Raw genomic sequence first — 24,035 nt, forward strand, 5'->3', positions numbered from 1 at the left:
TCACATAAGAGAAATGTAAGATATGAGAATTTGCCAGTCAAGCCATTGCCTTGAGGTAATATCGCGCCACGCATCCGGCCCGGCTCCCCAGGGCCTGAAAATTGGTATGACAGAGAGACTGCATGAGTTCCAGCCGCCCACCGCTCGCCTCCAATACCCAGGCCCATCCGCTGATTGACCGAGCCCAGGTTGGCGCACGCCTGCGGGCGATCCGCAAACTCCAGAAGTTGACCCTCAAGCAATTGTCCGAACGTTCAGGCGTGGCCTTGTCGACCCTGTCGAAAATGGAGTTGGCCCAAGTCTCGGTGAGCTACGAAAAACTTGCGGCGGCGGCGCGTGCCCTGAGCGTCGACATTGCCCAGTTGTTCAGCCCGGCCAAGGACCGTACGGACCTGGTGCAACCGACAGTGGTCAGCACGGCCATCGACAGTGCCGCGGGCTACAGCACCGGCAACTACGACTACCACCCGATGGCCGGCGATTTCCCCGGGCGCAGCATGACGCCGATGTACGCGCGGATCTTTGCCCGGGAACTGACCCAGTTCGACGACTACATCCGCCACCCCGGGCAAGAGTTCGCCCTGGTGCTCAGCGGGCGGGTGCGCATCCAGTTCGAAACCGGCGAGTCCATCAGCATCGGCTGCCGCGAAACTGCCTATTTCAATAGCGCCATTGGTCATATCTACCTGGCGCAAAGCGACGACGGGGCGGATGCCGAAGTGATGGTGGTGATGTCGGAGCGCTGAGCCTGCCTGGCGGTTATTGGCCGCCGCTACGCATGCTGTATTCGCGGTGGCCGGTGTGTGCGTCCGTCTGCTCGCTGACCACGACGAAGCCCTGGGCCAGATAGAACCGACAACTCGCCTGGTTCTCCTGGTAAACCGACAGGTTCAGCACGGCTCTCTGGTTTTTCGCATGGGCGAGCAACTGGCTGCCAATGCCCTGGCCTTGCAATGCCGGCGCCACAAACAGGGCGGCCAAATTGTCACCGTGCAGCGCATGGAAGCCGACTACCCCACCGTAACGCTCGAACACGTAGACCTCTGAGGCTGGCAGGTACAGCGTGCGCATGGCGTCGACCTGGGATAACCAGAACGAGGCGTCGATAAAATCGTGGGCCTGGATAGAAGCTGACAGCCAGATATCCAGGACCGCGTCGGTGTCCTGCGGGGTACTGATCCTGATCATTTCAGAAGCGCTCATCCAGCAGGGCCGGCAGGGTAATGTCTTTGACGTAGCTGGCTGCGGACAGGCTCAGCACCATGCGCACTACCTGCACCACGTCGTGGACCGGAATCAACTGGCCTTCGCCACGCTGCTCGGCCAACTCGCGGGGCGTGCTGAGCGGGTCGTCGGTGTTCAAGTAGCCCAGGTTCAGGCAGGTGACCGCCAGGCGTTGCTGACGGTAGCCTTCGCGCAGTGCATCGGCGATCCCGTGCAGGGCAAACTTGGAGGCGCCGAAGGCTACTTCCGGACGACCACTTTGTGCCAGGCCGGAGGTCGAGCCGGTGAGGATGATCCGTGGGGTTGGGCTTTTCAGCAGCAGCGGCAGCAGGCGTTTGATCAGCAGGATAGGCGCGGTGATGTTGCAACTGACGATGGCTTGCAGTTGCTGGTCGTCATCGGCAAGGAAGCTGTAGGCCGGATCAAACGCGCGCTCTTCCCAGATGCCCAGGTTGTAGACCAGGGTGTCGAGGCCGTCGGCAGCCACCGCCTGCTCGATGACCCGGGCTGCCTCGGCCGGTTCGCCGAGGTTGGCTTCCAGCCAGCGCACCTGCACTCCAGCGAGGGGCAGCAGGTTTTCCGGGCGGCTGCGGGAAACCCCGATCAGCGTGTCCCCGGGCTCCCCCAGGCCCTCGATCAAGGCTCTGCCCAATCCTTTGCTAGCACCGACCACCAGGGTTTTCATCGATTGTCTCCTTGACCCGACTGACAGAATTGAGCGCGGATGCAAACAGAGGTGGGGGGTATTGGCAATTGACCGGATGTTTCCAGATATGACCAGGTGTCTGGGGCATGCAAAATCTGCAAGCCGCCACCCCCCCTGTAGGAGCGAGCTTGCTCGCGATGGGGCCAGTAGATTCAACATCAATGTCGCCTGACACACCGCCATCGCGAGCAAGCTCGCTCCCACAGGTTTGAACGCTGTATGCGGGATTCAGGCTGGGCTTCTCCCCGGCATCTCGATGCCATGCTGGTGCACCCGGCGGTACAGGGTTGCCCGGGAGATGCCGAGGGCCTTGGCGGTGGCTGTGGGTTTCCAGCGGTGACGGATCAGGGCGTCGATCAGGGCCTGGCGTTGCGGGCTGGGCTCGAGCTCCCGGGCATCCTCGAGCACCGGGCCGAGCAGGCCCTGGCTGTGCAGGGGTTCGGGCAGGTGGCCGGGCTGGATCAGCGGCCCTTCGCACACCGCGCAGGCGTAGCGCAGCACGTGGCGCAACTGCCGGACATTGCCTGGCCAGCGATAGCCGAGCAGGCACTCCAGGGCGGCGCTGCCCAGTTGCAGGGTAGTAGCGCAGTGGCTCGACTCTTCAGCGAGGATCCGGTTGATCAAGGCCAGGCGGTCACTGCGTTCGCGCAGCGGGGGCAACTGGAAACGCGCGCCCCCCAGGCGAAAGTACAGGTCCTCGCGGAACTCGCCGGCGGCCACCAGGCTTTCCAGGTCACGGTGACTGGCGCAGATCACCTGCAGGTCCACCGCCTTGCGCCGTGAAGCGCCCAGGGGGGCCACTTCGCCTTCCGCCAGCACCCGCAGCAGGCGGGTCTGCAGTGCCAGGGGCATGTCGCCGATCTCGTCGAGGAACAGCGTGCCGCCGTCGGCCTGTTGCAGCAGGCCGGGCATGCCCTTGTGCGAGGCCCCGGTAAAGGCCCCGGCGACGTAGCCGAACAACTCGCTCTCAATCAGGCTTTCCGGGATGGCCGCACAGTTGATCGCGACGAAGGGTTGCTCCCGGCGTTGGCTGGCCTGGTGCAATTGGCGGGCGAAGACTTCCTTGCCCGAGCCGGTCTCACCCTGGATCAGCACCGGCAGGTTGCGGTCCTTGACCCGTACCGCCAGGCGCAGGCTCTCGGCCAGGCGTGGGTCCAGTTCGGCCGGGCTCAACACCAGGCGCTGGCGGCTGCGGTTGCTGCGGCGGGGCGCGCTCAGGCGTCCGTGCAAGGCCTGGGTGCCCGCCTGGTGGTGCAACAGGCACAGCGATTCGTCGCGGGCGGCCTGCAGCTGTGCTTGATCGAACACTTGGCCGATGTGTTCCGGCAGCCGGCCAAAGCCGTGCAGCAGCCATTGGCGCGCCGCCGGGTTGAGCGCTTGCAGGCGACCGTCGTCGTCCCAGGCCAGCAGGTAATCGGGCTGGCTGTCGACGTACCCCGGGCTGCGGTGCGCGCGCAGCACCCAGTAGCCCTGGACGCTGTTCATGAAAAACGCTTGTTCGATTTCCCGCGCGCTCTGCACCACCATCTGCCGGATCAGGTGCTGGGAACGACGCTCGTCCGGCGAGCGCACGGCCGATACATCAAGTACCCCGAGCAACTCACCCTGAGGGTCGAACACCGGTGCCGCGGAGCAGGTGAGGCCGATAAAGGCCGCCCGAAAGTGGTCGCGCTTGTGCACCGTCACCGGGGTGCGGGCGGTGAGTACCGCGGCCACGCCGCAGGTGCCTTCTTCGCCCTCCGACCAGCAGGTACCCAGGTACAGGCCGGCTTTCTGGCAATCGTTGCGGATCGTGCTTTCGACCCGGTAGTCGATGGTCTGGCCCTGGGCATCGGTGAGCAGCACGCAGTAGTCGGCATCCCGCACGCGGCCGTGGAGGCGGGCGACTTCTTCGCTGGCGATGCGCAAGAACAGCTCCGAGCGCTCACGGCATTCCTGCAGCACGTTGTGCGAAAGGATCCGTGGCCCCTGCAGCGAGCCGGGGTCCAGATGGTGTTGCTCCATGGAGCGGCGCCAGGAGTCGAGGATCAGGTCGGGAACAGGCAACTGCGGCAAATGGGCAGCGTTCTTCAAGACCCGGCTGACGCAATCCACGTGCGCCTTCGAGTGTACGGAAAGCATTCAGGCCTCCGGTTCCAGCTTCTTGTCGTTGTGCGGCCATTAAGCGCCGATCAATGCCTGCAGACAAGCGCCAGGGGGAGCACGGCTGCGCGTGAGACGCGACGTCTCACGGTCTCGGTGCCACCCCGTGCAACCTGACATCCGACGTCTCAACCGGGCCTGGCCCGGCGTTGCGATCAGGCGGATGAAAAGCCTCTGCAACGGGCTTCTCCGGCGGTTATTGGAAAACTGGCACCAGGCTTGCTCTAGCCCTGGCAAGCCTGACAACAATAATTCGAGGTGCCTTATGTCCTGCCATTGCGGCTTTGTGCCTGAGCTGTCCCGGAGCGCGCCATGAGCCGCCCGCCGTTGACCGTGGGAATCATCGCCAACCCGGCGTCCGGGCGTGACGTGCGCCGCCTGACCGCCAATGCCGGGCTGTTTTCCAGCACCGACAAGGTCTCGGTGATCCAGCGCCTGCTCGCCGCCTTTGGGGCCACCGGCATCGAGCGGGTGCTGCTGCCCACCGACATGACCGGTATCGCCGCCGCCGTCCAGAAAAACAGCCACAGCCGCCAGGCCCGCGAGAGCCACTGGCCGGCGCTGGAGTTTCTCGACATCACCTTGCGCCAGAGCGTCGCCGACACCCGCCAGGCCGCGCGCCTGATGGCCGAGCGCGGCGTCAGCCTGATCGCCGTGCTCGGTGGCGACGGCACCCACAAGGCGGTGGCCGGCGAGATCGGCGACATCCCCATGCTGACCCTGTCCACCGGCACCAACAACGCTTTCCCGGAACTGCGCGAAGCCACCAGTGCCGGCCTGGCCGGTGGCTTGTACGCCAGCGGACGGATTCCCCCGGCCATCGCCCTGCGTCGCAACAAGCGGCTGGTGGTGCGGGAGCCGAACCGGGGCCTGTGCGAGATCGCCCTGGTGGATGTCGCGGTGTCCTCGTTGCCCTTCGTCGGCGCCCGGGCCATTAGCCGAGCCGCGGACCTGGCACAAGTCTTCGTGACTTTTGCCGAGCCGCAATCGATCGGCCTGTCGGCCCTCTGCGGGCTCTGGTTGCCGGTGTCGCGGCAGGCGCCGGGCGGGGCCTGGATGCGCCTCGATGGCCAATCCCCGGAGGCCCTGCTGGTGCCGCTGGCGCCCGGGCTGCTGCAAGGCTGCGGCGTGCTGGCGGCCGGCAGCCTGGAACCCGGCGTCGCCCATGGCCTGGCGCTCGCCAGCGGGACCCTGGCCCTGGACGGCGAGCGCGAGATCGAATTCAACGTCCACGACCGACCCACCGTCACCCTCGATGCCGACGGCCCGCTGAGCATCGATGTGCATGCGGCCCTGGCCTATGTCGCGCAAGAGCGCCTGTTGGCCATCGGTCGCGAACACCCGCAACACCCCGTGAACCTTCAGTCCCAAGACACTCCTGGAGAATAAAAATGTCGACACCGCTGACTGCTGAAAAATTGCTGCATGCCTACCAGGTGATGCGCACCATCCGCGCCTTCGAAGAGCGCCTGCACGTGGAATTCGCCACCGGCGAGATTCCCGGTTTTGTCCACCTGTACGCCGGCGAGGAAGCGTCGGCCGCCGGGGTCATGGCCCACCTGGGCGATGACGATTGCATTGCCTCCAACCACCGTGGCCACGGTCACTGCATCGCCAAGGGCGTTGATGTGTACGGGATGATGGCCGAGATCTACGGCAAGAAAACCGGGGTCTGCCAGGGCAAGGGCGGCTCCATGCACATCGCCGACTTCGAGAAGGGCATGCTCGGCGCCAACGGCATCGTCGGGGCCGGTGCACCGCTGGTGGTCGGCGCGGCGCTGGCCGCCCGGCTCAAGGGCACCGACAGCGTTGCGGTGGTGTTCTTCGGCGACGGCGGCTCCAACGAAGGGGCGGTGTTCGAAGCGATGAACATGGCCTCGGTGTGGAACCTGCCGTGCCTGTTCATTGCCGAGAACAACGGCTACGCCGAGGCCACTGCCTCCAACTGGTCGGTGGCCTGCGACCATATCGCCGACCGCGCCGCCGGTTTCGGCATGCCCGGGGTCACGGTGGATGGGTTCGACTTCTTTGCCGTCCACGAAGCCGCCGGCGCCGCCGTGGAGCGGGCCCGGGCCGGGGAGGGGCCGTCGCTGATCGAGGTCAAGCTGACCCGCTACTACGGACACTTCGAAGGTGATGCCCAGACCTATCGGGCGCCGGACGAGGTCAAGCATTTCCGTGAGCACAACGACTGCCTGATGCAGTTTCGCGAGCGCACCACCCGCGCCGGCTTGCTTGAGGCCAGCCAACTGGACCGCATCGACCAGGAGGTCGAGTCGTTGATCGAGAACGCCGTGCGCAAGGCCAAGTCCGACCCCAAGCCGAGCGCGGCCGACCTGCTGACCGACGTCTACGTCTCCTATCCCTGAACGCCCCCCTATAACAAGAATCGAGACTTTCATCATGGCGAGAAAAATCAGTTATCAGCAGGCAATCAACGAAGCCCTGGCCCAGGAAATGCGCCGCGATCCCAGCGTGTTCATCATGGGTGAGGACGTGGCCGGCGGTGCCGGTGCCCCTGGCGAAAACGATGCCTGGGGCGGCGTACTGGGCGTGACCAAGGGCCTCTATCACCAGTTTCCCGGGCGGGTGCTCGACACCCCGTTGTCGGAACTGGGGTATGTCGGCGCGGCGGTGGGGGCGGCGACCTGTGGCGTGCGTCCGGTGTGTGAGTTGATGTTCGTCGACTTCGCCGGTTGCTGCCTCGATCAGATCCTCAACCAGGCCGCCAAATTTCGCTACATGTTCGGCGGCAAGGCCGCCACGCCGCTGGTGATTCGCACCATGGTCGGCGCCGGGCTGCGCGCCGCTGCCCAGCACTCGCAAATGCTCACCTCCCTGTGGACCCACATCCCGGGCCTGAAAGTGGTCTGCCCCTCGTCCCCCTACGACGCCAAGGGCTTGCTGATCCAGGCCATTCGCGACAACGACCCGGTGATTTTCTGCGAGCACAAATTGCTCTACAGCATGCAGGGCGACGTGCCGGAAGAGCTCTACACGATCCCGTTTGGCGAGGCCAACTTCCTGCGCGATGGCAAGGACGTGACCCTGGTGTCCTACGGGCGCACCGTCAACACCGCGATGGACGCGGCCCGCAGCCTGGCCGGGCGCGGTATCGACTGCGAGGTGATCGACCTGCGCACCACCAGCCCGCTGGACGAAGACAGCATCCTCGAAAGCGTCGAGAAGACCGGGCGCCTGGTGGTGATCGACGAAGCCAACCCGCGCTGCTCGATGGCCACCGACATCTCGGCGCTGGTGGCGCAAAAGGCCTTCGGCGCACTCAAGGCGCCGATTGAAATGGTCACCGCGCCGCACACCCCGGTGCCGTTTTCCGATGCCCTGGAAGACCTCTACATCCCTGACGCGGCGAAGATCGAGAACGCCGTGCTCAAGCTGATTGAGTGGAGCAAGCGTTCATGAGCCAGATCCATACCCTGACCATGCCCAAGTGGGGCCTGTCGATGACCGAAGGCCGGGTGGATGCCTGGCTCAAGGAGCCGGGGCAAGCCATCAACAAGGGCGACGAAGTGCTGGACGTGGAGACCGACAAGATCTCCAGCAGCGTCGAGGCGCCGTTTTCCGGGGTGCTGCGACGCCAGGTCGCCCGCCAGGACGAAACCCTGGCCGTCGGTGCCTTGCTCGGGATTGTGGTCGAGGGCGACGCCAGCGAGGCCGAGATCGATGCCGTGGTCGAGCAGTTCCAGGCGGCGTTCGTGCCGGGTGCCGGCGCCGAGGAAGACCTGGGACCGAAACCGCAGAAGGTCGAGCTCGATGGCCGGGTGATCCGCTACTTCGAGCGCGGCACAGGCGGTATCCCATTGGTGCTGGTGCACGGCTTTGGTGGCGACCTGAACAACTGGCTGTTCAACCACCAGGCCCTGGCGGCCGAACGCCGGGTGATCGCCCTGGATCTGCCCGGCCATGGCGAGTCGAGCAAGCAACTGCAACGCGGCGACCTGGATGAGTTGAGCGGCGTGCTGCTGGCCTTGCTCGATCACCTGGATATCGCCCAGGTGCACTTGGTGGGCCATTCCATGGGCGGCGCGGTGTCCTTGAATGCGGCGCGCCTGGCGCCCCAGCGGGTGCGCTCGCTGAGCCTGATCGGCAGCGCCGGCCTGGGCCCGCAAATCAACGGCGACTACCTGCAAGGCTTCATCGAAGCAGGCAACCGCAATGCCCTCAAGGCGCCGCTGGTGCAACTGTTCTCCAACGCCGAGCTGGTCAACCGGCAGATGCTCGAAGACATGCTCAAGTACAAGCGCCTGGAAGGGGTCGACGATGCGCTGCGGCAACTGGCGGCCACGCTGTTTCACGCGGGTCGGCAACAGGTCGACCTGCGTGCCGTGGTGCAGGACGCCCGGCACCCGGTGTTGGTGATCTGGGGCAGCGACGACGCGATCATTCCGGCGGCCCATAGCCAAGGCCTGGCAGCCCAGATCGAGATCCTGCCGGGCCAGGCGCACATGGTGCAGATGGAAGCGGCGGAGCAGGTCAACTGCTTGCTCCTGGACTTCGTGCAGAGCCACTGAACGCGCTCCCGGTGACCCGCGACGGTCACCGGCAGCCTTTGTTTTCAAGGAGATTTCACCATGAGCCTGATCAATAACCCGCCCCGCAGCATGCGCGCCGCCGTCTGGCATGGCCGCCACGATATCCGGGTCGAAGACGTACCGTTGCCCGTGGCGCCTCCCGCCGGTTGGGTGCAGATCCGCGTCGAGTGGTGCGGCATCTGTGGTTCCGACCTGCACGAGTATGTGGCCGGGCCGGTGTTCATCCCGGTGGACGCGCCGCATCCGCTGACCGGGATCAAGGGCCAGTGCATCCTCGGTCACGAGTTCTGTGGCGAGATCGTCGAAATCGGCGCCGGGGTCGAGGGCTTCAGTGTTGGCGAACCGGTGGCCGCCGATGCCTGCCAGCATTGCGGCACCTGTTACTACTGCACCCACGGGATGTACAACATCTGCGAGAACCTGGCTTTCACCGGCCTGATGAACAACGGTGCCTTTGCCGAACTGGTCAACGTGCCGGCCAACCTGCTGTACAAGCTGCCGGCCAACTTTCCCGCCGAAGCCGGGGCGCTTATCGAGCCCTTGGCCGTGGGCATGCACGCGGTGAAAAAGGCCGGCAGCCTGCTGGGGCAGAACGTGGTGGTGGTCGGTGCCGGGACCATCGGCCTGTGCACCATCATGTGTGCCAAGGCCGCCGGAGCGGCACAGGTGATCGCCCTGGAAATGTCCGGAGCGCGCAAGGCCAAGGCGCTGGAGGTGGGCGCCAGTCATGTGCTCGATCCCCAGGAGTGTGATGCCCTGGCCGAGGTCCGGCGCCTGACCGGGGGCCTGGGGGCCGATGTCAGTTTCGAATGCATCGGCAACAAGCACACGGCCAAGCTGGCCATCGACCTGATCCGCAAGGCTGGCAAGTGCGTGTTGGTGGGCATCTTCGAGGAGCCCAGCGAATTCAACTTTTTCGAGCTGGTAGCCACCGAGAAGCAGGTGCTTGGCGCGCTGGCCTACAACGGCGAGTTCGCCGACGTGATCGCCTTTATCGCCGACGGCCGCCTGGACATCACGCCGCTGGTGACTGGGCGCATCCAGTTGGAGCAGATCGTCGGCCAGGGTTTCGAGGAGCTGGTCAACAACAAGGAGCACAACGTCAAGATCATCGTCTCACCCAGCCGTATCTAAAACCCCCCGGGCGGGCGCTTAATCGAGGGACCGCCCGGCGAGCTGGGCCTCAATCAGTTGGCACAGGCTGCGCACCGCTGCCGGCATGGCGTCTGCCGCGGTGTTGCCAAAACCCAGCAGGAGTCCATGGCGCGCCGCGCTCGGGCGCGTCACCCACAGGCTCGACAAGGACCCCGCGCCGATCTGTCGGCGGCGTGCGGCCAGGGTCAGCGCCTGGTCGTCACAGCCTTCAGGCAAGTACGCCAGCAGGTGCAAGCCGGTGGCCGCCGTCGCCACTGAAAGCAGGCCATCGGCGTGGCTGTCGAGGGCTGCGAGCAAGGCGGCGCGGCGCTCGCTATAGAGTGCCTTGGCGCGGCGAATATGACTGCCCAGGTGGCCGTTGCCAATGAAGTCGGCGGCCGTCGCCTGCAATGACTTAGGCACCCGATGCCCGCTGCCGTTGCGCACCCGTTGCAGGACATCCACCAAGCCCTCTGGCGCCACCAGGAACCCCAGGCGTAGGCCGGGGATCAACAGCTTGCTCAAGGTGCCCACATAAATCACCCGGCCGTTGTGGCCATCCAGTGCCTTGAGCGCAGGGGTCGGTCCACAGTCATAGCGGAACTCGCTGTCGTAGTCGTCTTCGAGGATCAGCGCATTGGCTTGGTCTGCCCATTGCAGCAGGGCCAGGCGCCGGGCCAGGCTCATGGTCACGCCGGTGGGGTATTGGTGCGAGGGCGACACCAGTGCCAGCCGGGCATCGGGGGCCAGGAGGCGGCCGGCCTGCACGTCCAGGCCCTCGGCATCCACCGGCACGCCGACGGTTTCCAGCCCGGCGAGGATCAGGCTGCGGTACGTCGCATCGTAGCCGGGGTTTTCGACCCAGGCCCGCTCGCCACGGTCGGTGAGGGCGAGCGCGGCGATCGAGACCGCGGCCTGGGCGCCGGGGGTGATGATGATCTGCTCGGCCGTGCAGACCACGCCACGGGCCACTCCCAGATACTCCGCCAGGGCCTGGCGCAAGGGCAGCGAGCCCTGGGGATCGCCGTAGGACGAGTGAGTCGGCAGCCGGCCACGCCAGAATCGCCCTTCGAGTCGGCCCCACAGGGCATAGGGAAAGGCATCCAGGGCGGGAAGGCCGGGGGTCAGCGGCCAGTCGGGATGCCCCAGCGACATGGAGTCCGGCCCGGCCAGTTGCCGGGCGCGCAAGGAGCCGCCCAGTAACCCCGGCGGCGCGGTGGGCGAGGGCGGTGGCCGGGCGTTGATCCGGCTCGCGACATAGGTGCCGGCCCCTTGCCGTGCCTCGCAGAACCCCTCGGCCAGCAGTTGCTCGTAGACCCCGGTCACGGTCATGCGCGACACCCCCAACTCCTGCGCCAGCAGGCGCGAGGCGGGCAGGCGGATGCCGGGCTTCAAGGTACCGTCGGCGACCCCCTTGCGGAAAAACCGCAGCAGTTGTTCGCGCAATGTCAGCGGGCTGTCGGGGCTGGGGACAAAGGCGTTCCAGACCGGGTAAGCGGTCGCGCGGGTCTTCATGGGCAAGGGACAGCCAAAGGGAAAGTGGTCTAATTTATCTGCTGGAAGTGGATATTTCAAACAGTCCATTTTGTCCCGATACTGGCGCCACTGTTAGCCCAGCTCCCCAGGCCAGGCCTGGTGGCGCGCACGTTTGAAGGTCAATCACGGATGAACCACAGCGCTGTTGCCTTACCCCTGAAGTCCAGCGATCTGCTGCACCCGATCGTGGCGGCCCTGATCTCGGTGATCGTCAATTACGGCGGCACTTTCATCCTGGTATTCCAGGGCGCCACGGCCGCCGGACTCAGTCCTGAGTTGACCGCCTCGTGGATCTGGTCGATCTCGATCGGGGTCGGCTTGACCGGGGCCTGGTTGAGCTACCGCTACCGCGAGCCGATCATCACAGCCTGGTCGACCCCCGGTGCGGCCTTTCTGATCACGGTGCTGCCCCACACGCCTTTTGCCGAAGTCATCGGAGCCTACCTGCTATCGGCCGCTGGTTTCGTGATACTGGGGTTGTCGGGCTACTTCGAGCGGCTGGTCAGGCTGATTCCGCCGGGGATTGCCGCAGGCCTGCTGGCGGGCATTCTGTTGCGTTTCGGTATGGGCGCGTTTGGTAGCGCGAGTGTCGATCCGCTGCTGGTGGGCGTGCTGATTGTCAGCTACGGCGTACTACGTCGTTTCACCGCCCGCTACGCAATAGTCGGCGTGCTGCTGATCGGCATCGCGCTACTGCTGGGGATGGGCCAGGTCAGTTTCGACCGTGTCGAGTTGAGCCTGGCAGCGCCGGTCTGGACCACGCCTGAGTTTTCCGTCAACGCGCTGCTCAGCGTCGCCTTGCCGCTGTTTCTGATCACCCTCACCGGGCAATACATGCCGGGCATGCTGGTGCTGCGCAACGACGGTTTCACCACCAGCGCCAACCCGATTATCACGGTGACGGGGCTGGGGTCATTGCTGATGGCGCCGTTCGGCTCCCATGCGTTCAACGTGGCGGCGATCACGGCTGCTATCTGCACCGGCCCGGAGTCCCACGAAGAGCCCGGCAAACGCTACATCGCCGGCCTCGCCTGCGGGCTGTTCTATGTGCTGGTGGGGGTATTCGGCACTACCCTGGCCACCTTGTTCGTGGTCCTGCCAGCCACCTTTATCAGCACGTTGGCCGGCCTGGCCTTGCTGGGGGCAATAGGGGGCAGCCTGGCGACGGCGGTGAGTGATGTGCGAGGACGGGAAACGGCGTTGATCACCTTTTTGGCGACCGCGGCCAATGTCACCCTGCTCGGGCTGGGCGGGGCATTCTGGGGGTTGTTGGTGGGGCTGGCGATGCATGGCTTGATCCATGCCGGGGTGCGGGTGAAGCGCGGGTAAAGGTTGCGGTGTGACCGTGGGAGCTGCCGCAAGGCAGCTCCCTCAAGGCGACCAATCAGTGGTTTTTGTTTTTGTGCTTGTTCTTGTGTTTGTGCTTATGGCTGTTGCCGCCAGAGCTGTGATGATCGTCGTCATCGGCCAGGTTGTTGCCGACCGCGCCGCCCGCGGCACCGCCAAGGCCGGCGCCGATGGTCGAGCCGGTGGAGCCGCCCAACTGGTTGCCGATCACCGAGCCACCGGCTGCGCCGAGGCCGCCACCAATCGCGGCTTCATTCTTGTTGCCTTTGGGGGCGGCGATGGCACCGCCCGCAGCACCGCCAACACCCGCGCCAATCGCCGCGCCAGTGCTGCCGCCGATCTGTTGGCCGAGGACGTTACCCAGCGCACCACCTATCCCGCCGCCGACGGCAGCAGTGCCATCTCCGGCAGCCATGGCGCTTTGGGTGATCAGAATGCCTAGAGCAAGAGTAGACAGGATCATTCGCATGATGGGGGTCTTCCGTGTGTTCACGCTGTGGGGGGAAACTTGAAGTTTAGAGGGCGCGGCGTCGATAAAGTTCGACCCGCACCCACTCAAGCCTCAGTTGTCATAGCCCAGGTTGGGTGCCAGCCAACGCTCACTCACGCTCAATTCCTGGCCTTTGCGGGCGGTGTAGCTCTGCACCTGATCCTTGTCGATCTTGCCCACGGCAAAATACTGCGCCTGCGGATGGGCGAAGTACCAGCCGCTGACCGCAGCCGCCGGGAACATCGCATAGTGTTCGGTGAGGAACACGCCGCTGCGGCCGGCCTTGAGCTCCGAGGCTTGCGGGTCGAGCAGCTTGAACAGGGTCGACTTCTCGGTGTGATCCGGGCAGGCCGGGTAGCCGGGGGCAGGGCGGATACCGCTGTACTGCTCCTTGATCAGCGCCTCGTTGTCCAGCACTTCGTCCTTGGCATACCCCCAGTGTTCCTTGCGCACCTGTTGGTGCAGCCACTCGGCGCAGGCCTCGGCCAGGCGGTCGGCCAGGGCCTTGACCATGATCGAGTTGTAGTCGTCGCCCGCGTCCTGGTAGGCCTTGGCCACTTCCTCGGCGCCGATCCCGGCGGTGGTGATGAAGCCGCCGACGTAGTCGGTGACGCCGCTGTCCTTGGGTGCAACGAAGTCGGCCAGGGAAAAGTTCGGCTTGCCGTCGGTCTTGATGATCTGCTGGCGCAGGTGGTGCAGGCGGGCGATTGGCTTGCCGTCGTCGCCGTAGACTTCCAGGTCGTCGTCGTGCACCTGGTTGGCCGGCCAGAAGCCGAACACCGCACGGGCGCTGATCAGTTTCTCGTCGATCAGCTTGGCGAGCATCTCCTGGGCATCGGCGTACAGCGCGGTAGCGGCTTCACCCACCACTTCGTCCTGCAGGATGCGCGGGAATTTGCCGGCCAGGTCCCAGGAAATGAAGAACGGCGTCCAGTCGATGTACTCGGCCAGGACCTTCAGGTCAATGTTGTCCAGGACCTTGGCGCCGGTGAAGGTCGGCTTCACCGGTGCGTAGCTGCTCCAGTCGAACTGCGGCTTCTTGGCAATCGCCGCTGGGTAGCTCAGGCGTTCGGTGCGGGCACTGCGGTTGGCGGTACGCTCGCGGACTTCGATGTATTCCTCGCGGGTTTTCGCGACGAATCCGGCCTTCAGTTCCTTGGACAGCAACTGCGTGGCCACGCCCACCGCACGGGAGGCGTCGGTGACGTAGACCACTGCGTCGTTGCTGTACTTGGGTTCGATCTTCACCGCCGTATGGGCCTTGGAGGTGGTCGCGCCACCGATCATCAGCGGCAGGTGGAAGTCCTGGCGCTGCATCTCGCGGGCGACGTGGACCATCTCGTCAAGCGACGGGGTGATCAGGCCGGACAGGCCGATGATGTCGCACTTCTGTTCCTTGGCCACCTGCAGGATCTTCTCCGCCGGGACCATCACGCCGAGGTCGACGATGTCGTAGCCGTTGCACCCCAGGACCACGCCGACGATGTTCTTGCCGATGTCGTGCACGTCGCCTTTCACGGTGGCCATGAGGATCTTGCCCTTGGCCTCCGGTTTGTCGCCTTTTTCCAGTTCGATGAACGGAATCAGGTGGGCTACGGCCTGCTTCATTACCCGGGCGGACTTCACCACCTGGGGCAGGAACATCTTGCCGGCGCCAAACAGGTCGCCGACGATGTTCATGCCGGACATCAACGGGCCTTCGATGACTTCGATCGGCCGGGCGAAGGACTGGCGCGACTCTTCGGTGTCTTCGACGATGTGGGTGGTGATGCCCTTGACCAACGCGTGTTCCAGGCGCTTGTTGACGGCCCAGCCGCGCCATTCCTCGGTCTCGGCTTCCTTGACGCTGCCATCGCCCTTGTACTTGTCGGCGATGGCAAGGAGGGCGTCGGTGCCGTTCGGGGTACGGTTGAGCACCACGTCTTCCACGGCGTCGCGCAGCTCGCTCGGGATCTGGTCGTAGATCTCCAGTTGGCCGGCGTTGACGATGCCCATGGTCAGGCCGTTGCGGATCGCGTACAGCAGGAACACCGAGTGGATCGCCTCGCGCACCGGGTTGTTGCCACGGAACGAGAACGACACGTTGGACACCCCGCCCGACGTCAGGGCGTAGGGCAGTTCGTCACGGATGTAGGCGCAGGCGTTGATGAAGTCGACCGCGTAGTTGTTGTGCTCCTCGATGCCGGTGGCGACGGCAAAGATGTTCGGGTCGAAGATGATGTCTTCCGGTGGGAAGTCCACTTCGTTGACCAGGATGTCGTAGGAGCGCTTGCAGATTTCTTTCTTGCGCGCTTCGGTGTCGGCCTGGCCGGCCTCGTCGAAGGCCATCACCACCACGGCGGCGCCGTAGCGCTTGCACAGCTTGGCGTGGTGAATGAACTGCTCGACGCCTTCCTTCATGCTGATGGAGTTGACGATGCCCTTGCCCTGGATGCACTTGAGGCCGGCTTCGATCACTTCCCATTTCGAGGAGTCGATCATGATGGGCACGCGGGAGATGTCCGGCTCGCCGGCAATCAGATTGAGGAAGGTGACCATGGCCTTCTTCGAATCGAGCATGCCCTCGTCCATGTTGATGTCGATCACCTGGGCGCCGGCTTCCACCTGCTGCAGGGCGACTTCGAGGGCTTCGGTGTAGTTGTCTTCGCGAATCAGCCGGGCGAACTTGGCGGAACCGGTGATGTTGGTCCGCTCGCCGACGTTGACGAACAGCGAGTTGCGATCGATGGTGAAGGGCTCCAGGCCCGACAACCGGCAAGCCTTGGGGATTTCTGGAATCTGCCGCGGGGCATAGCCGGCAACGGCCTTGGCGATGGCCTCGATGTGCCCCGGCGTGGTGCCGCAGCAACCGCCGACGATGTTGAGGAAGCCGCTTTGGGCGAATTCTTCGATGACCCTGGCGGTTTCCTCCGGCAGTTCGTCGTACTCGCCGAACTCGTTCGGCAGGCCGGCGTTGGGGTGCGCCGAGACATGGGTGTTGGCCTTGTTCGACAGCTCTTCGAGGTACGGACGCAGCTCACTGGCACCCAGGGCGCAGTTCAGGCCGACGGAAATCGGCTTGGCGTGGGCAATCGAGTTCCAGAAGGCTTCGGTGGTCTGCCCCGACAGGGTGCGACCGGAAGCATCGGTGATGGTCCCGGAAATCATGATCGGCAGTTCGAAACCCAGCTCCTCGAACACGCCTTGCACAGCGAAAATCGCCGCCTTGGCGTTGAGGGTGTCGAAAATGGTCTCGATCAGGATCAGGTCGGCGCCACCCTCGATCAGGCCCTTGGCGGCTTCGGTGTAGTTCTCCACCAACTCGTCGAAGGTCACGTTGCGGTAGCCGGGGTTGTTGACGTCTGGCGACAGCGAGCAGGTGCGGCTGGTCGGCCCGATCACGCCCGCGACGAAACGCGGCTTGTCCGGGGTTTCCAGGGTTTTGGCGTCGGCCACCTTGCGTGCCAGGCGCGCACCTTCTACGTTCAATTCGTAGGCCAGGCCCTGCATGCCGTAGTCGGCCAGGGATACCTGGGTGGCGTTGAAGGTGTTGGTTTCGAGAATGTCGGCGCCGGCATCCAGGTAGGCCTTCTCGATGGAGCCGATCACGTCCGGGCGAGTCAGGACCAGCAGGTCGTTGTTGCCCTTGACGTCGCTTGGCCAGTCGGCGAAGCGTTTGCCGCGATAATCCTGTTCCTCGAGCTTGTAGCTCTGGATCATCGTGCCCATGCCGCCATCGAGAATCAGGATACGTTCTTTGAGGGCTTGCTTGAGAACGTGGAGGCGAGCACTGCGATCGGACATGGGGACTACCTGGTCAGGCGATTACGAAGGGCCGGAATCATAACAAACCTGTGCGCTATTGGGGCATGAGCAGGATTTGCATGAATATCGCTCATGTTGGAGGTGGAGCCAGACCGGTAGAATCGCGGCGTTTTTCATGATCGGGACCAGGGACATGTCGTATCGCGTTTTCATCAGCCTTTTTGCGCTGCTCATCAGCAGTGCCGCCTTTGCCCAGGGACCGGCGCCGGCGATTTCCTATACCCGCGACATTCAACCGATCTTCACGCAAAAGTGCGTGGCCTGCCACGCCTGCTACGACTCCGCCTGCCAGCTCAACCTGGGCAGTGGCGAAGGCGCAGCGCGGGGCGCGACCAAGATCCCGGTGTACGCCGGCGACCGTAGCAAGGCTGCGAACCCGACGCGGCTTTATTATGACGCGTTCGGCAAGGCGGCCTGGCAACACAAGGACTTTTACTCGGTACTGGATGCCCAGGGCAGCCAGGCCGCGCTGATGGCGCGCATGCTCGAACTGGGCCATCAGACCCCGTTGCAACCCAACGCAAAGTTGCCGGAAGAGATCGTCCTGGGCCTGAACCGGGCCAACATGTGCCCGCAGCCAGGGGAGTTCGACGCCTATGCCAAACAGCACCCCAAGGAGGGCATGCCGCTGGCGGTGACCGGCCTGACCACGGCGCAGTACCAGACCCTGCAGCGCTGGCTGGCGTCCGGGGCGCCCATCGATGAACAAGGCCTGGCTCCCAGCGCCCAGGAAGCACTGCAGATCGTGCAGTGGGAAAATCTGCTCAATGCTCCCGGCGCCCGGGAAAGCCTGGTGGCGCGCTGGCTGTATGAGCACTTGTTCCTGGCCCACCTGTACTTCAAGGATGGCGAGCAGGGTCACTTCTTCCAGTGGGTGCGTTCGCGCACGCCCACCGGCCAGCCGATCGACCTGATCAACAGCCGGCGGCCCAACGATGACCCGGGGACCCAGGTGTATTACCGCCTGTGGCCAGTACAAGGGGTGATCGTGCACAAGACCCACATCACCTATCCCTTGAGCCCGGGGAAAATGGCCCGGATCAAGAGCCTGTTCTACAGCGGCAACTGGCAGGTCGACGCCTTGCCCGGCTATGGTCCGGAACGCCGTGCCAACCCGTTCGAGACCTTCCAGGCGATTCCGGCCCAGGCCCGCTACCAGTTCATGCTCGATAACGCCGAGTACTTTGTGCGCACTTTCATTCGTGGGCCGGTGTGCCGCGGACAGATCGCCACCGATGTGATCCGTGACCATTTCTGGGCCATGTTCCAGGCGCCGGAACATGACCTGTATATCGTCGACCCGAACTACCGCGGCCAGGCCACGCCGTTGCTGGCGATGCCCGGGCAGAACGACGACGTCGGCAGTGTGCTGAGCCTGTGGCACGCCTACCGCGACAAGCGCAACGAGTACGAAACCCTGCGCCAGGATGCCTACGCCGATGCCCCGGCGCCGAGTTGGTCGTCCTTGTGGGCGGGTAACGACAACGCCTTGCTGAGCATCTTTCGCCACTTCGACAGTGCCTCGGTGACCAAGGGCCTGATCGGCGACGTACCGCAGACCCTGTGGCTGTTCGACTTCCCGTTGCTGGAGCGCACCTATTACCAGTTGGCGGTAAATTTCGACGTGTTCGGCAACGTGTCCCACCAGGCCCAGACCCGCCTGTATTTCGACCTGATCAGGAATGGCGCCGAGCAGAATTTCCTGCGCTTGATGCCCGCCGACTCCCGCGCCGATTACCTCGACGATTGGTACCAGAACAGCGGCAAGTTCAAGATGTGGATGGATTACGCCAGCATCGACAACGACACGCCGACCGCGCTCAAACTTGCGCCGAAAGACCCCAAACGCGACTTCGTCCAGCAGTTGCTGGCCCGTTATGGCGACCTCAACGCCCGGCCGGATCCGATCAACCGCTGCAGTGGGGCCTACTGTTCCCGGCCGAACATCGACCCGGCCCTGCAGAATGCCGAGCAAACCCTGAGCCGCCTGACGTCACGCCCGGCGGCTGGGTTGAAGGTGATCGAGCAGATGCCGGAAGCGACCATGCTGCGCATCGAAACCAGCGATGGCAAGCGTGAGGTCTACAGCCTGCTGCGCAACCGCGCCCACAGCAACGTGGCGTTCATGCTCGGCGAGTCGCTGCGCTATCAGCCCGGATTGGACACCATGACCTTGTATCCGGGGGTGCTCAGCAGCTATCCGAACTTCATGTTCAACATCCCGGCCGACGAAGTGCCGGAATTCGTCGAAGACATGGAGAACGCCAAGGACGCCCAGCGTTTTGAACGAATCGTCGGGCGCTGGGGCATTCGCCGCAGCCACCCGCAGTTCTGGGTGTATTTCCACGATTTGAGCCAGTACCTCCATGAGACCGACCCGGTGGAAGAGGGCGTGCTGGACATGAACCGCTACGAGAACCTCTGACCCAAACCTGCTGCAGGAGTTGGCAAGCCGGCTCCTGCAGCAGCTGTTTCCGACAGGGCTTTATCCCGACAAAAATACTGGGACTTTGTCCGGCGCCATGATTGGCGTAAACTGCGCCCAAGCCTGCGAGGAATTTCCATGACCGCCATTACCATTACCGACGCCGCCCACGATTATCTGGCTGATCTGCTCTCCAAGCAGAACACCCCGGGGATCGGCATTCGGGTCTTTATCACCCAGCCTGGCACCCAGTACGCCGAAACCTGCATTGCCTACTGCAAGCCGGGCGAAGAAAAACCTGAAGACACCGCGCTGGGGCTCAAGAGCTTCACCGCCTACATCGACTCGTTCAGCGAGGCCTTCCTCGACGACGCCGTGGTCGACTACGCCACCGACCGCATGGGCGGCCAACTGACCATCAAGGCGCCGAACGCCAAAGTACCGATGGTCAACGCCGACAGTCCGATCAACGAGCGCATCAACTACTACCTGCAAACCGAAATCAACCCGGGGCTGGCCAGCCACGGCGGTCAGGTCAGCCTGATCGACGTCGTGGACGACGGCATTGCCGTGTTGAAGTTCGGTGGCGGCTGCCAGGGCTGCGGCCAGGCGGACGTGACCTTGCGCGAAGGCATCGAGCGCACCCTGCTGGAGCGCGTTCCCGAGCTCAAGGGCGTGCGCGACGTGACCGACCACACGCAGAAAGAAAACGCCTACTACTAAGGTGTTCGCTGCGAGATGAAAAAACGGCGCCCGTGAGCGCCGTTTTTTTATGCTCAACCCTTGTGGAACCTGTAGCAGCTGCCGAGCCCGCGAGGCTGCGTTCGGCTGCGAAGCAGCCGCCAAGGACCCGCACCAACCTGGCGAGGACTGCGTCCTCGAACGCAGCCTCGCGAGCTCGGCAGCTGCTACAAACCCCTCAGGGCCGGTACAGATGCGCGTGCCCGGCCCGGTACAGCGACGACTCGCTGAAGGTGTCCGCTGCCAGCACCCGGCCCACCAGGATCAGCGCCGTGCGTCGGAATCCCTTGGCCTGGACCTTGTCGACGATGTCGTCGAGGGTGCCCAGGACCCAGTCCTGATCCGGCCAACTGGCCTTGTGCACCACGGCAATCGGGCAATCGGCGCCGTAGTGGGGCAGCAGTTCGGCGACGATTTTCGCCAGGTGGTTGACCCCCAGGTGAATCGCCATGGTCGTGCCATGCCGGGCCAGGCTGGCGAACTCCTCACCGGCCGGCATCGTGGTTTTATCGGCGTAGCGGGTCAGGATCACGCTTTGCGCGATGTCCGGCAGGGTCAGTTCGACCCCCAGCAACGCCGCACAGGCCGCCGTGGCCGTGACGCCGGGGATGATTTCGAAGGGGATGCCCAGCGCGCGCAGATGGCGGATCTGCTCGCCAATCGCCCCGTACAGGCTCGGGTCGCCGGAATGCACGCGTGCCACGTCGTGACCCTGGGCGTGGGCTTGGCTGATCAACTCGATGATCTGTTCCAGGTGCAGTTCGGCACTGTTGACCACCTGGTGCGCCCGGTGCCCCTGGAGCACTGCTTCAGGCACCAGTGAGCCGGCGTAGATGATCACCGGGCAGCTGTGAATCAGCCGTTGGCCCTTGACGGTGATCAGTTCCGGGTCGCCGGGACCTGCGCCGATGAAGTAGACGGTCATGGCCGGCTCCTGTGAAAAAAAACGACAAGGCAAGGCTTCAGATGAAGTTTGCTCATGATCGAAAGGGTGGATTATCGGGATTTTACGAAGCGCAGGCCAATGCAAAGGTGGCCTGGGCGTATTTCTGCCGGCAAATCAGCAGGGTTGCCGGGGCCTGGGCCAGTTGTTCGGCCAGGGCCAGGGCGGCGCTTTCGGCCACGCCATAACAACCGGTGCGTTCGAAGGCGATCTGCGACTGGTGGCTGAGGCGGGCTTGATACTGGGCCAGTTGTACGCTGCTGAAGTACATCAGCGGCAGTCCCAGTTGGGCGGCCAGTTCAAGCAGTCCAGGCTCCTCGCGCTTGAGGTCGATGCTGGCCAGGGCCTTGATCGAGTGCAGGTCGATCTGGTTCGCCTGCAGGGCCTGATCGAGTAACGCGCGCAGCGTGCTCGCTGGGCAGCCACGCTGGCAGCCCAGGCCGACCACCAGGGTCGGCGCTGCGCGGGTGTCACTCATGCAGGCAACTGGTCTGCGCTTTTGCGGCGGAACAACCAGGCGCTGAGCACGCCCAGGGCCAGCCAGAAAGCCACGTTGGTCAGTTGCGAAGCGATTTTGAACTGCGTTTCCAGTTCTTCCGGCGCCAGCATCGAATGCACGGTCGGTTGGGGCGCGCCGATCACATGGGGTACCGCCAGGATCGCAACGCCCAGCAGCTTGAGCAGCCAGTTGCGGCCGAACGCGATCAGGGCAATGCCGGCGGCGGTCGAGGCCGCCGTAGCGATCCACCACATCTGCCGTTGGCCCAGGTCGGCCGCGGCGGTGCCCGGCAACTCGGGTGGCAGGCCGAGGGTCGGTGCCAGGACGAAGGAGGCATAACCGGCCAGGCCCCAGAGCAGACCCTGGGAAGTGCGGGTCGGCGCGCGCAGGGTGTAGAGGCCGGCCAGCATCAGGGCAAAACCGACGGCCACCACCAGGTTGCCGCCCGTGGTCGACAGCACGCGCTGCCAGCCGTCTTCCGGTTCCCAAGCTTCGCCGTCATGGCTGTGGGCCGCGGTGCCGGCGGCGTGTTCATGGACTTCTGCTGCCGCGGGTGCGGACTGTTCGTACGTCTCGGCCTGCAGAATCAGCGGGGCGACCCAGAAACTCTGCAACAGCGTCAGCAGCAGGGCAGCCAGCAGCCCGCTGAAACCTGCGGTTTGTGCAATACGCTTGATCATCTGGGCAGGTCTCAGTGGCACGGGAAGGCGGCGCTGTGGCGGGTATCGTGGGCGGCGTTATGCACGGCCTCGATATGGGAGAACCCGGCGAAGTACACCAGGCACACACCCAGGATCGATGCGCCGATGGCGGCAACGAGGCGGTGGCCCAGGGTGGTGCTGGCGGTGGCGTGGCGGGTGCTGGTGATGGTCGACATGGCGCTTCCCTCTGGTCAGTCAGGGGTGAAACGTGCGCATGCAAACCTCCGCGAGCCGGGCACGCAGAGACTTGAACAGCGCCCGCCCACCGCGGGTTTGTTAGCTATGTGTTGCGGGCCGGTCTCCGGGCTCACGAGGGGCGGGCTGTGGCCACACCTGCAAGAATCGCCTTCCCATGCCGTACGACTGGCACAGTGGATCTGACTCTTCGCTCGCTTACCGTTGCGGGGGCAGCACCGGACTGACATGGCTTTGCAGTAAAGCACATGATTCACCGGTTTCCCGTTTCACCCTGTGAAGGGCACCCGTAACAAGGTGTGTAGGAGAGCATGGGCGGGGGATTGGCGTCAATTGGCATGGGGTCTCAACTCGGGGTCTGAGTCGCCGCCATCGCGGCATAGGTATCTACACAACTGTGGTGCGACGTTGCACCTGTGGAGAGAGAACCTGCTTGGGTCGTGACCTCTGGGCCGACCAGGATGTTGGATCAGGCCGAGTACATATCCATTTCTTCGGTAACGGCCTCCTATGGTTCCGCCTGACGGCGGCTCACTTTTGAACAGCCGGAATGCCGGCCCAGGCAAAAGTAAGCAAAACGCTCTTACCCCACCACTCGGTGCCTCGCTTAGGCTCGGCATGCCCGTACTCCGACATTGATTTGGGGGGCCGCCGCAATGGGCCCTCCCTGGCCCAGTGCGGCTAAACCGGCGTCCTGCCGGTTTACCCCCCAAATCAATATCGGACTCCGGCCAGCGTGGTTAACGGGGCGCCTAAGATCAAAAACAAAGCGAGGCGGCCTAAAAGCCGACCTGATCGCTAGGGCATGCGCGGTGTAGCTTCTACTTCCTAAGACGCTGACGAAGTCAGCAATCTTTTGATCTGGCTCTGGCTCTGGCTCTGGCTCTGGCTTTTGATCCTGGGCGCCCCGTTAACCACGCTGGCCGAACGCAGGCTTGAAGCCGTGGGTAACCCGGCAGGACGCCGGGTTAGCCGCCCCGCGCCATGGATGGCGCGTGGCGGCGGCCCACGGATTCAAGCCGGAGTGAGGGAACACCGAGCCTAAGCGAGGTGCCGAGTGGTGGGGCAAGAGCCTTTTGCTTACTTTTGGGCTCCTCCAAAAGTGAGCCGCTGTAAAAGCGGAACCATAGGAGGCCATTACCGCAAAAATGGATATGTACTCGGTCTAATCCAACACCCCAGAGGCCGCCACACGAGCAAGCCCCCTCGCCACAGACCGCTACAAAGTTGTGTAGATACCTATGCCCATCGCGGGCAAACCCGCTGCCACCAGTGTTCCCACTCCCCTGTAGGAGCAAGGCTTGCCCGCGATGGCCGCATTCCTGGCACCACAGAACACGGCATGAACATTGACCCGCCCCGACGCGATGCGTAGCCTTGCGCCTTCGAGGTTCTTTGGCGCGTGCGCCGAAGCTAAGAAGGGAACGCGGTTGATGCCGCGGCTGCCCCCGCAACTGTGAACGGTGCTGTTTCTGCCAGGCCACTGCACGCTTGATCTCAAGCGGCGGGAAGGCGCAGGAACCGCCAGTCGAAAGACCGGCCCACCGTCAGCCAGGAGACCTGCCTCGATCCAGATTCTCACTACAACCGGGCGG

At 64.2% G+C, this 24,035-nt stretch carries 19 protein-coding genes and 2 riboswitches; of the genes, 9 read left to right on the forward strand and 10 right to left on the reverse strand.

What is annotated here, in order from left to right:
• Positions 1–122 precede the first annotated feature (122 nt).
• On the forward strand, positions 123–746 hold the full coding sequence (locus PspS04_RS10960) for a helix-turn-helix domain-containing protein (protein WP_095170153.1): 624 nt from the start codon (positions 123–125) through the stop codon (positions 744–746).
• 13 nt (positions 747–759) lie between these two features.
• Here PspS04_RS10960 and PspS04_RS10965 read toward each other — a convergent pair whose 3' ends face one another.
• The 3 genes from PspS04_RS10965 to PspS04_RS10975 form a co-directional block, all read right to left on the reverse strand.
• Complete coding sequence (locus tag PspS04_RS10965) at positions 760–1,188, reverse strand: N-acetyltransferase (RefSeq protein WP_159995178.1); 429 nt, start codon at positions 1,186–1,188, stop codon at positions 760–762.
• Position 1,189: 1 nt separating this feature from the next.
• Positions 1,190–1,909, reverse strand: coding sequence for an SDR family NAD(P)-dependent oxidoreductase (locus PspS04_RS10970; protein WP_159995180.1), 720 nt, complete (start codon positions 1,907–1,909; stop codon positions 1,190–1,192).
• Positions 1,910–2,158: 249 nt separating this feature from the next.
• Complete coding sequence (locus PspS04_RS10975) at positions 2,159–4,051, reverse strand: sigma-54-dependent Fis family transcriptional regulator (protein ID WP_095170156.1); 1,893 nt, start codon at positions 4,049–4,051, stop codon at positions 2,159–2,161.
• Between the two features lie 333 nt (positions 4,052–4,384).
• Between PspS04_RS10975 and PspS04_RS10980 the strand changes: the two genes are divergently transcribed.
• The 5 genes from PspS04_RS10980 to PspS04_RS11000 all read left to right on the forward strand — a co-directional run bounded on the left by PspS04_RS10980 (position 4,385) and on the right by PspS04_RS11000 (position 9,759).
• A complete protein-coding gene (locus PspS04_RS10980; RefSeq protein WP_159995182.1) occupies positions 4,385–5,461 on the forward strand; it encodes an ATP-NAD kinase family protein in 1,077 nt (358 codons plus the stop codon).
• Between the two features lie 2 nt (positions 5,462–5,463).
• Positions 5,464–6,441: a thiamine pyrophosphate-dependent dehydrogenase E1 component subunit alpha gene (locus PspS04_RS10985; protein ID WP_159995184.1), complete on the forward strand. Its 978-nt coding sequence runs from the start codon at positions 5,464–5,466 to the stop codon at positions 6,439–6,441.
• A 34-nt stretch (positions 6,442–6,475) separates the two neighbouring features.
• Positions 6,476–7,495: an alpha-ketoacid dehydrogenase subunit beta gene (locus PspS04_RS10990; protein WP_095170159.1), complete on the forward strand. Its 1,020-nt coding sequence runs from the start codon at positions 6,476–6,478 to the stop codon at positions 7,493–7,495.
• Complete coding sequence (locus tag PspS04_RS10995; RefSeq protein ID WP_159995186.1) at positions 7,492–8,604, forward strand: acetoin dehydrogenase dihydrolipoyllysine-residue acetyltransferase subunit; 1,113 nt, start codon at positions 7,492–7,494, stop codon at positions 8,602–8,604. Before PspS04_RS10990 ends, PspS04_RS10995 begins: the two co-directional genes overlap by 4 nt.
• 90 nt (positions 8,605–8,694) lie before the next feature.
• Positions 8,695–9,759: a 2,3-butanediol dehydrogenase gene (locus tag PspS04_RS11000; RefSeq protein WP_237235009.1), complete on the forward strand. Its 1,065-nt coding sequence runs from the start codon at positions 8,695–8,697 to the stop codon at positions 9,757–9,759.
• Positions 9,760–9,777: 18 nt separating this feature from the next.
• Here PspS04_RS11000 and pdxR read toward each other — a convergent pair whose 3' ends face one another.
• A complete protein-coding gene (pdxR, locus tag PspS04_RS11005) occupies positions 9,778–11,274 on the reverse strand; it encodes a MocR-like pyridoxine biosynthesis transcription factor PdxR (protein ID WP_159995188.1) in 1,497 nt (498 codons plus the stop codon).
• Between the two features lie 150 nt (positions 11,275–11,424).
• Between pdxR and PspS04_RS11010 the strand changes: the two genes are divergently transcribed.
• The gene (locus PspS04_RS11010) at positions 11,425–12,624 is read left to right on the forward strand and encodes a benzoate/H(+) symporter BenE family transporter (protein WP_159995190.1); all 1,200 of its coding nucleotides are present in this window, start codon (positions 11,425–11,427) and stop codon (positions 12,622–12,624) included.
• Positions 12,625–12,679: 55 nt separating this feature from the next.
• Here PspS04_RS11010 and PspS04_RS11015 read toward each other — a convergent pair whose 3' ends face one another.
• Both PspS04_RS11015 and metH read right to left on the reverse strand, forming a co-directional pair.
• Complete coding sequence (locus PspS04_RS11015) at positions 12,680–13,111, reverse strand: glycine zipper domain-containing protein (RefSeq protein ID WP_159995192.1); 432 nt, start codon at positions 13,109–13,111, stop codon at positions 12,680–12,682.
• Positions 13,112–13,204: 93 nt separating this feature from the next.
• Positions 13,205–16,915: a methionine synthase gene (metH, locus tag PspS04_RS11020; protein WP_159995194.1), complete on the reverse strand. Its 3,711-nt coding sequence runs from the start codon at positions 16,913–16,915 to the stop codon at positions 13,205–13,207.
• A 154-nt stretch (positions 16,916–17,069) separates the two neighbouring features.
• On the opposite strand from metH, the gene PspS04_RS11025 reads away from it, so the two are divergent.
• The gene (locus tag PspS04_RS11025; RefSeq protein WP_159995196.1) at positions 17,070–19,361 is read left to right on the forward strand and encodes a fatty acid cis/trans isomerase; all 2,292 of its coding nucleotides are present in this window, start codon (positions 17,070–17,072) and stop codon (positions 19,359–19,361) included.
• Positions 19,362–19,499: 138 nt separating this feature from the next.
• Entirely contained in the window at positions 19,500–20,084 is a 585-nt protein-coding gene (gene nfuA, locus PspS04_RS11030) for a Fe-S biogenesis protein NfuA (RefSeq protein WP_045057579.1), read from the forward strand.
• A gap of 196 nt (positions 20,085–20,280) precedes the next feature.
• On the opposite strand, the gene cobM is transcribed toward nfuA, so the two are convergent.
• The 4 genes from cobM to PspS04_RS11050 all read right to left on the reverse strand — a co-directional run bounded on the left by cobM (position 20,281) and on the right by PspS04_RS11050 (position 22,421).
• Positions 20,281–21,027 (reverse strand): precorrin-4 C(11)-methyltransferase, encoded by a 747-nt coding sequence (gene cobM, locus PspS04_RS11035; RefSeq protein WP_095170167.1) that lies wholly within the window; start codon positions 21,025–21,027, stop codon positions 20,281–20,283.
• A gap of 82 nt (positions 21,028–21,109) precedes the next feature.
• Entirely contained in the window at positions 21,110–21,523 is a 414-nt protein-coding gene (locus PspS04_RS11040; protein ID WP_159995198.1) for a cobalamin biosynthesis protein, read from the reverse strand.
• On the reverse strand, positions 21,520–22,224 hold the full coding sequence (locus PspS04_RS11045) for a CbtA family protein (RefSeq protein WP_159995200.1): 705 nt from the start codon (positions 22,222–22,224) through the stop codon (positions 21,520–21,522). Before PspS04_RS11045 ends, PspS04_RS11040 begins: the two co-directional genes overlap by 4 nt.
• A gap of 11 nt (positions 22,225–22,235) precedes the next feature.
• Positions 22,236–22,421 (reverse strand): CbtB domain-containing protein, encoded by a 186-nt coding sequence (locus PspS04_RS11050; RefSeq protein WP_159995202.1) that lies wholly within the window; start codon positions 22,419–22,421, stop codon positions 22,236–22,238.
• Between the two features lie 99 nt (positions 22,422–22,520).
• Positions 22,521–22,746: riboswitch (cobalamin riboswitch) on the reverse strand.
• 1,065 nt (positions 22,747–23,811) lie between these two features.
• Positions 23,812–24,022: riboswitch (cobalamin riboswitch) on the forward strand.
• Positions 24,023–24,035 lie beyond the last annotated feature (13 nt).

The organism is Pseudomonas sp. S04, assembly GCF_009834545.1.
Taxonomy (GTDB): Bacteria; Pseudomonadota; Gammaproteobacteria; order Pseudomonadales; family Pseudomonadaceae; genus Aquipseudomonas.

Bases quoted from the DNA above. Each gene is read 5' to 3' on its own strand.
- PspS04_RS10960 (WP_095170153.1), top strand. From the start codon at position 123: ATGAGTTCCAGCCGCCCACCGCTCGCCTCCAATACCCAGGCCCATCCG.
- PspS04_RS10965 (WP_159995178.1), bottom strand. From the start codon at position 1,188: ATGATCAGGATCAGTACCCCGCAGGACACCGACGCGGTCCTGGATATC.
- PspS04_RS10970 (WP_159995180.1), bottom strand. From the start codon at position 1,909: ATGAAAACCCTGGTGGTCGGTGCTAGCAAAGGATTGGGCAGAGCCTTG.
- PspS04_RS10975 (WP_095170156.1), bottom strand. From the start codon at position 4,051: ATGCTTTCCGTACACTCGAAGGCGCACGTGGATTGCGTCAGCCGGGTC.
- PspS04_RS10980 (WP_159995182.1), top strand. From the start codon at position 4,385: ATGAGCCGCCCGCCGTTGACCGTGGGAATCATCGCCAACCCGGCGTCC.
- PspS04_RS10985 (WP_159995184.1), top strand. From the start codon at position 5,464: ATGTCGACACCGCTGACTGCTGAAAAATTGCTGCATGCCTACCAGGTG.
- PspS04_RS10990 (WP_095170159.1), top strand. From the start codon at position 6,476: ATGGCGAGAAAAATCAGTTATCAGCAGGCAATCAACGAAGCCCTGGCC.
- PspS04_RS10995 (WP_159995186.1), top strand. From the start codon at position 7,492: ATGAGCCAGATCCATACCCTGACCATGCCCAAGTGGGGCCTGTCGATG.
- PspS04_RS11000 (WP_237235009.1), top strand. From the start codon at position 8,695: ATGCGCGCCGCCGTCTGGCATGGCCGCCACGATATCCGGGTCGAAGAC.
- pdxR (WP_159995188.1), bottom strand. From the start codon at position 11,274: ATGAAGACCCGCGCGACCGCTTACCCGGTCTGGAACGCCTTTGTCCCC.
- PspS04_RS11010 (WP_159995190.1), top strand. From the start codon at position 11,425: ATGAACCACAGCGCTGTTGCCTTACCCCTGAAGTCCAGCGATCTGCTG.
- PspS04_RS11015 (WP_159995192.1), bottom strand. From the start codon at position 13,111: ATGCGAATGATCCTGTCTACTCTTGCTCTAGGCATTCTGATCACCCAA.
- metH (WP_159995194.1), bottom strand. From the start codon at position 16,915: ATGTCCGATCGCAGTGCTCGCCTCCACGTTCTCAAGCAAGCCCTCAAA.
- PspS04_RS11025 (WP_159995196.1), top strand. From the start codon at position 17,070: ATGTCGTATCGCGTTTTCATCAGCCTTTTTGCGCTGCTCATCAGCAGT.
- nfuA (WP_045057579.1), top strand. From the start codon at position 19,500: ATGACCGCCATTACCATTACCGACGCCGCCCACGATTATCTGGCTGAT.
- cobM (WP_095170167.1), bottom strand. From the start codon at position 21,027: ATGACCGTCTACTTCATCGGCGCAGGTCCCGGCGACCCGGAACTGATC.
- PspS04_RS11040 (WP_159995198.1), bottom strand. From the start codon at position 21,523: ATGAGTGACACCCGCGCAGCGCCGACCCTGGTGGTCGGCCTGGGCTGC.
- PspS04_RS11045 (WP_159995200.1), bottom strand. From the start codon at position 22,224: ATGATCAAGCGTATTGCACAAACCGCAGGTTTCAGCGGGCTGCTGGCT.
- PspS04_RS11050 (WP_159995202.1), bottom strand. From the start codon at position 22,421: ATGTCGACCATCACCAGCACCCGCCACGCCACCGCCAGCACCACCCTG.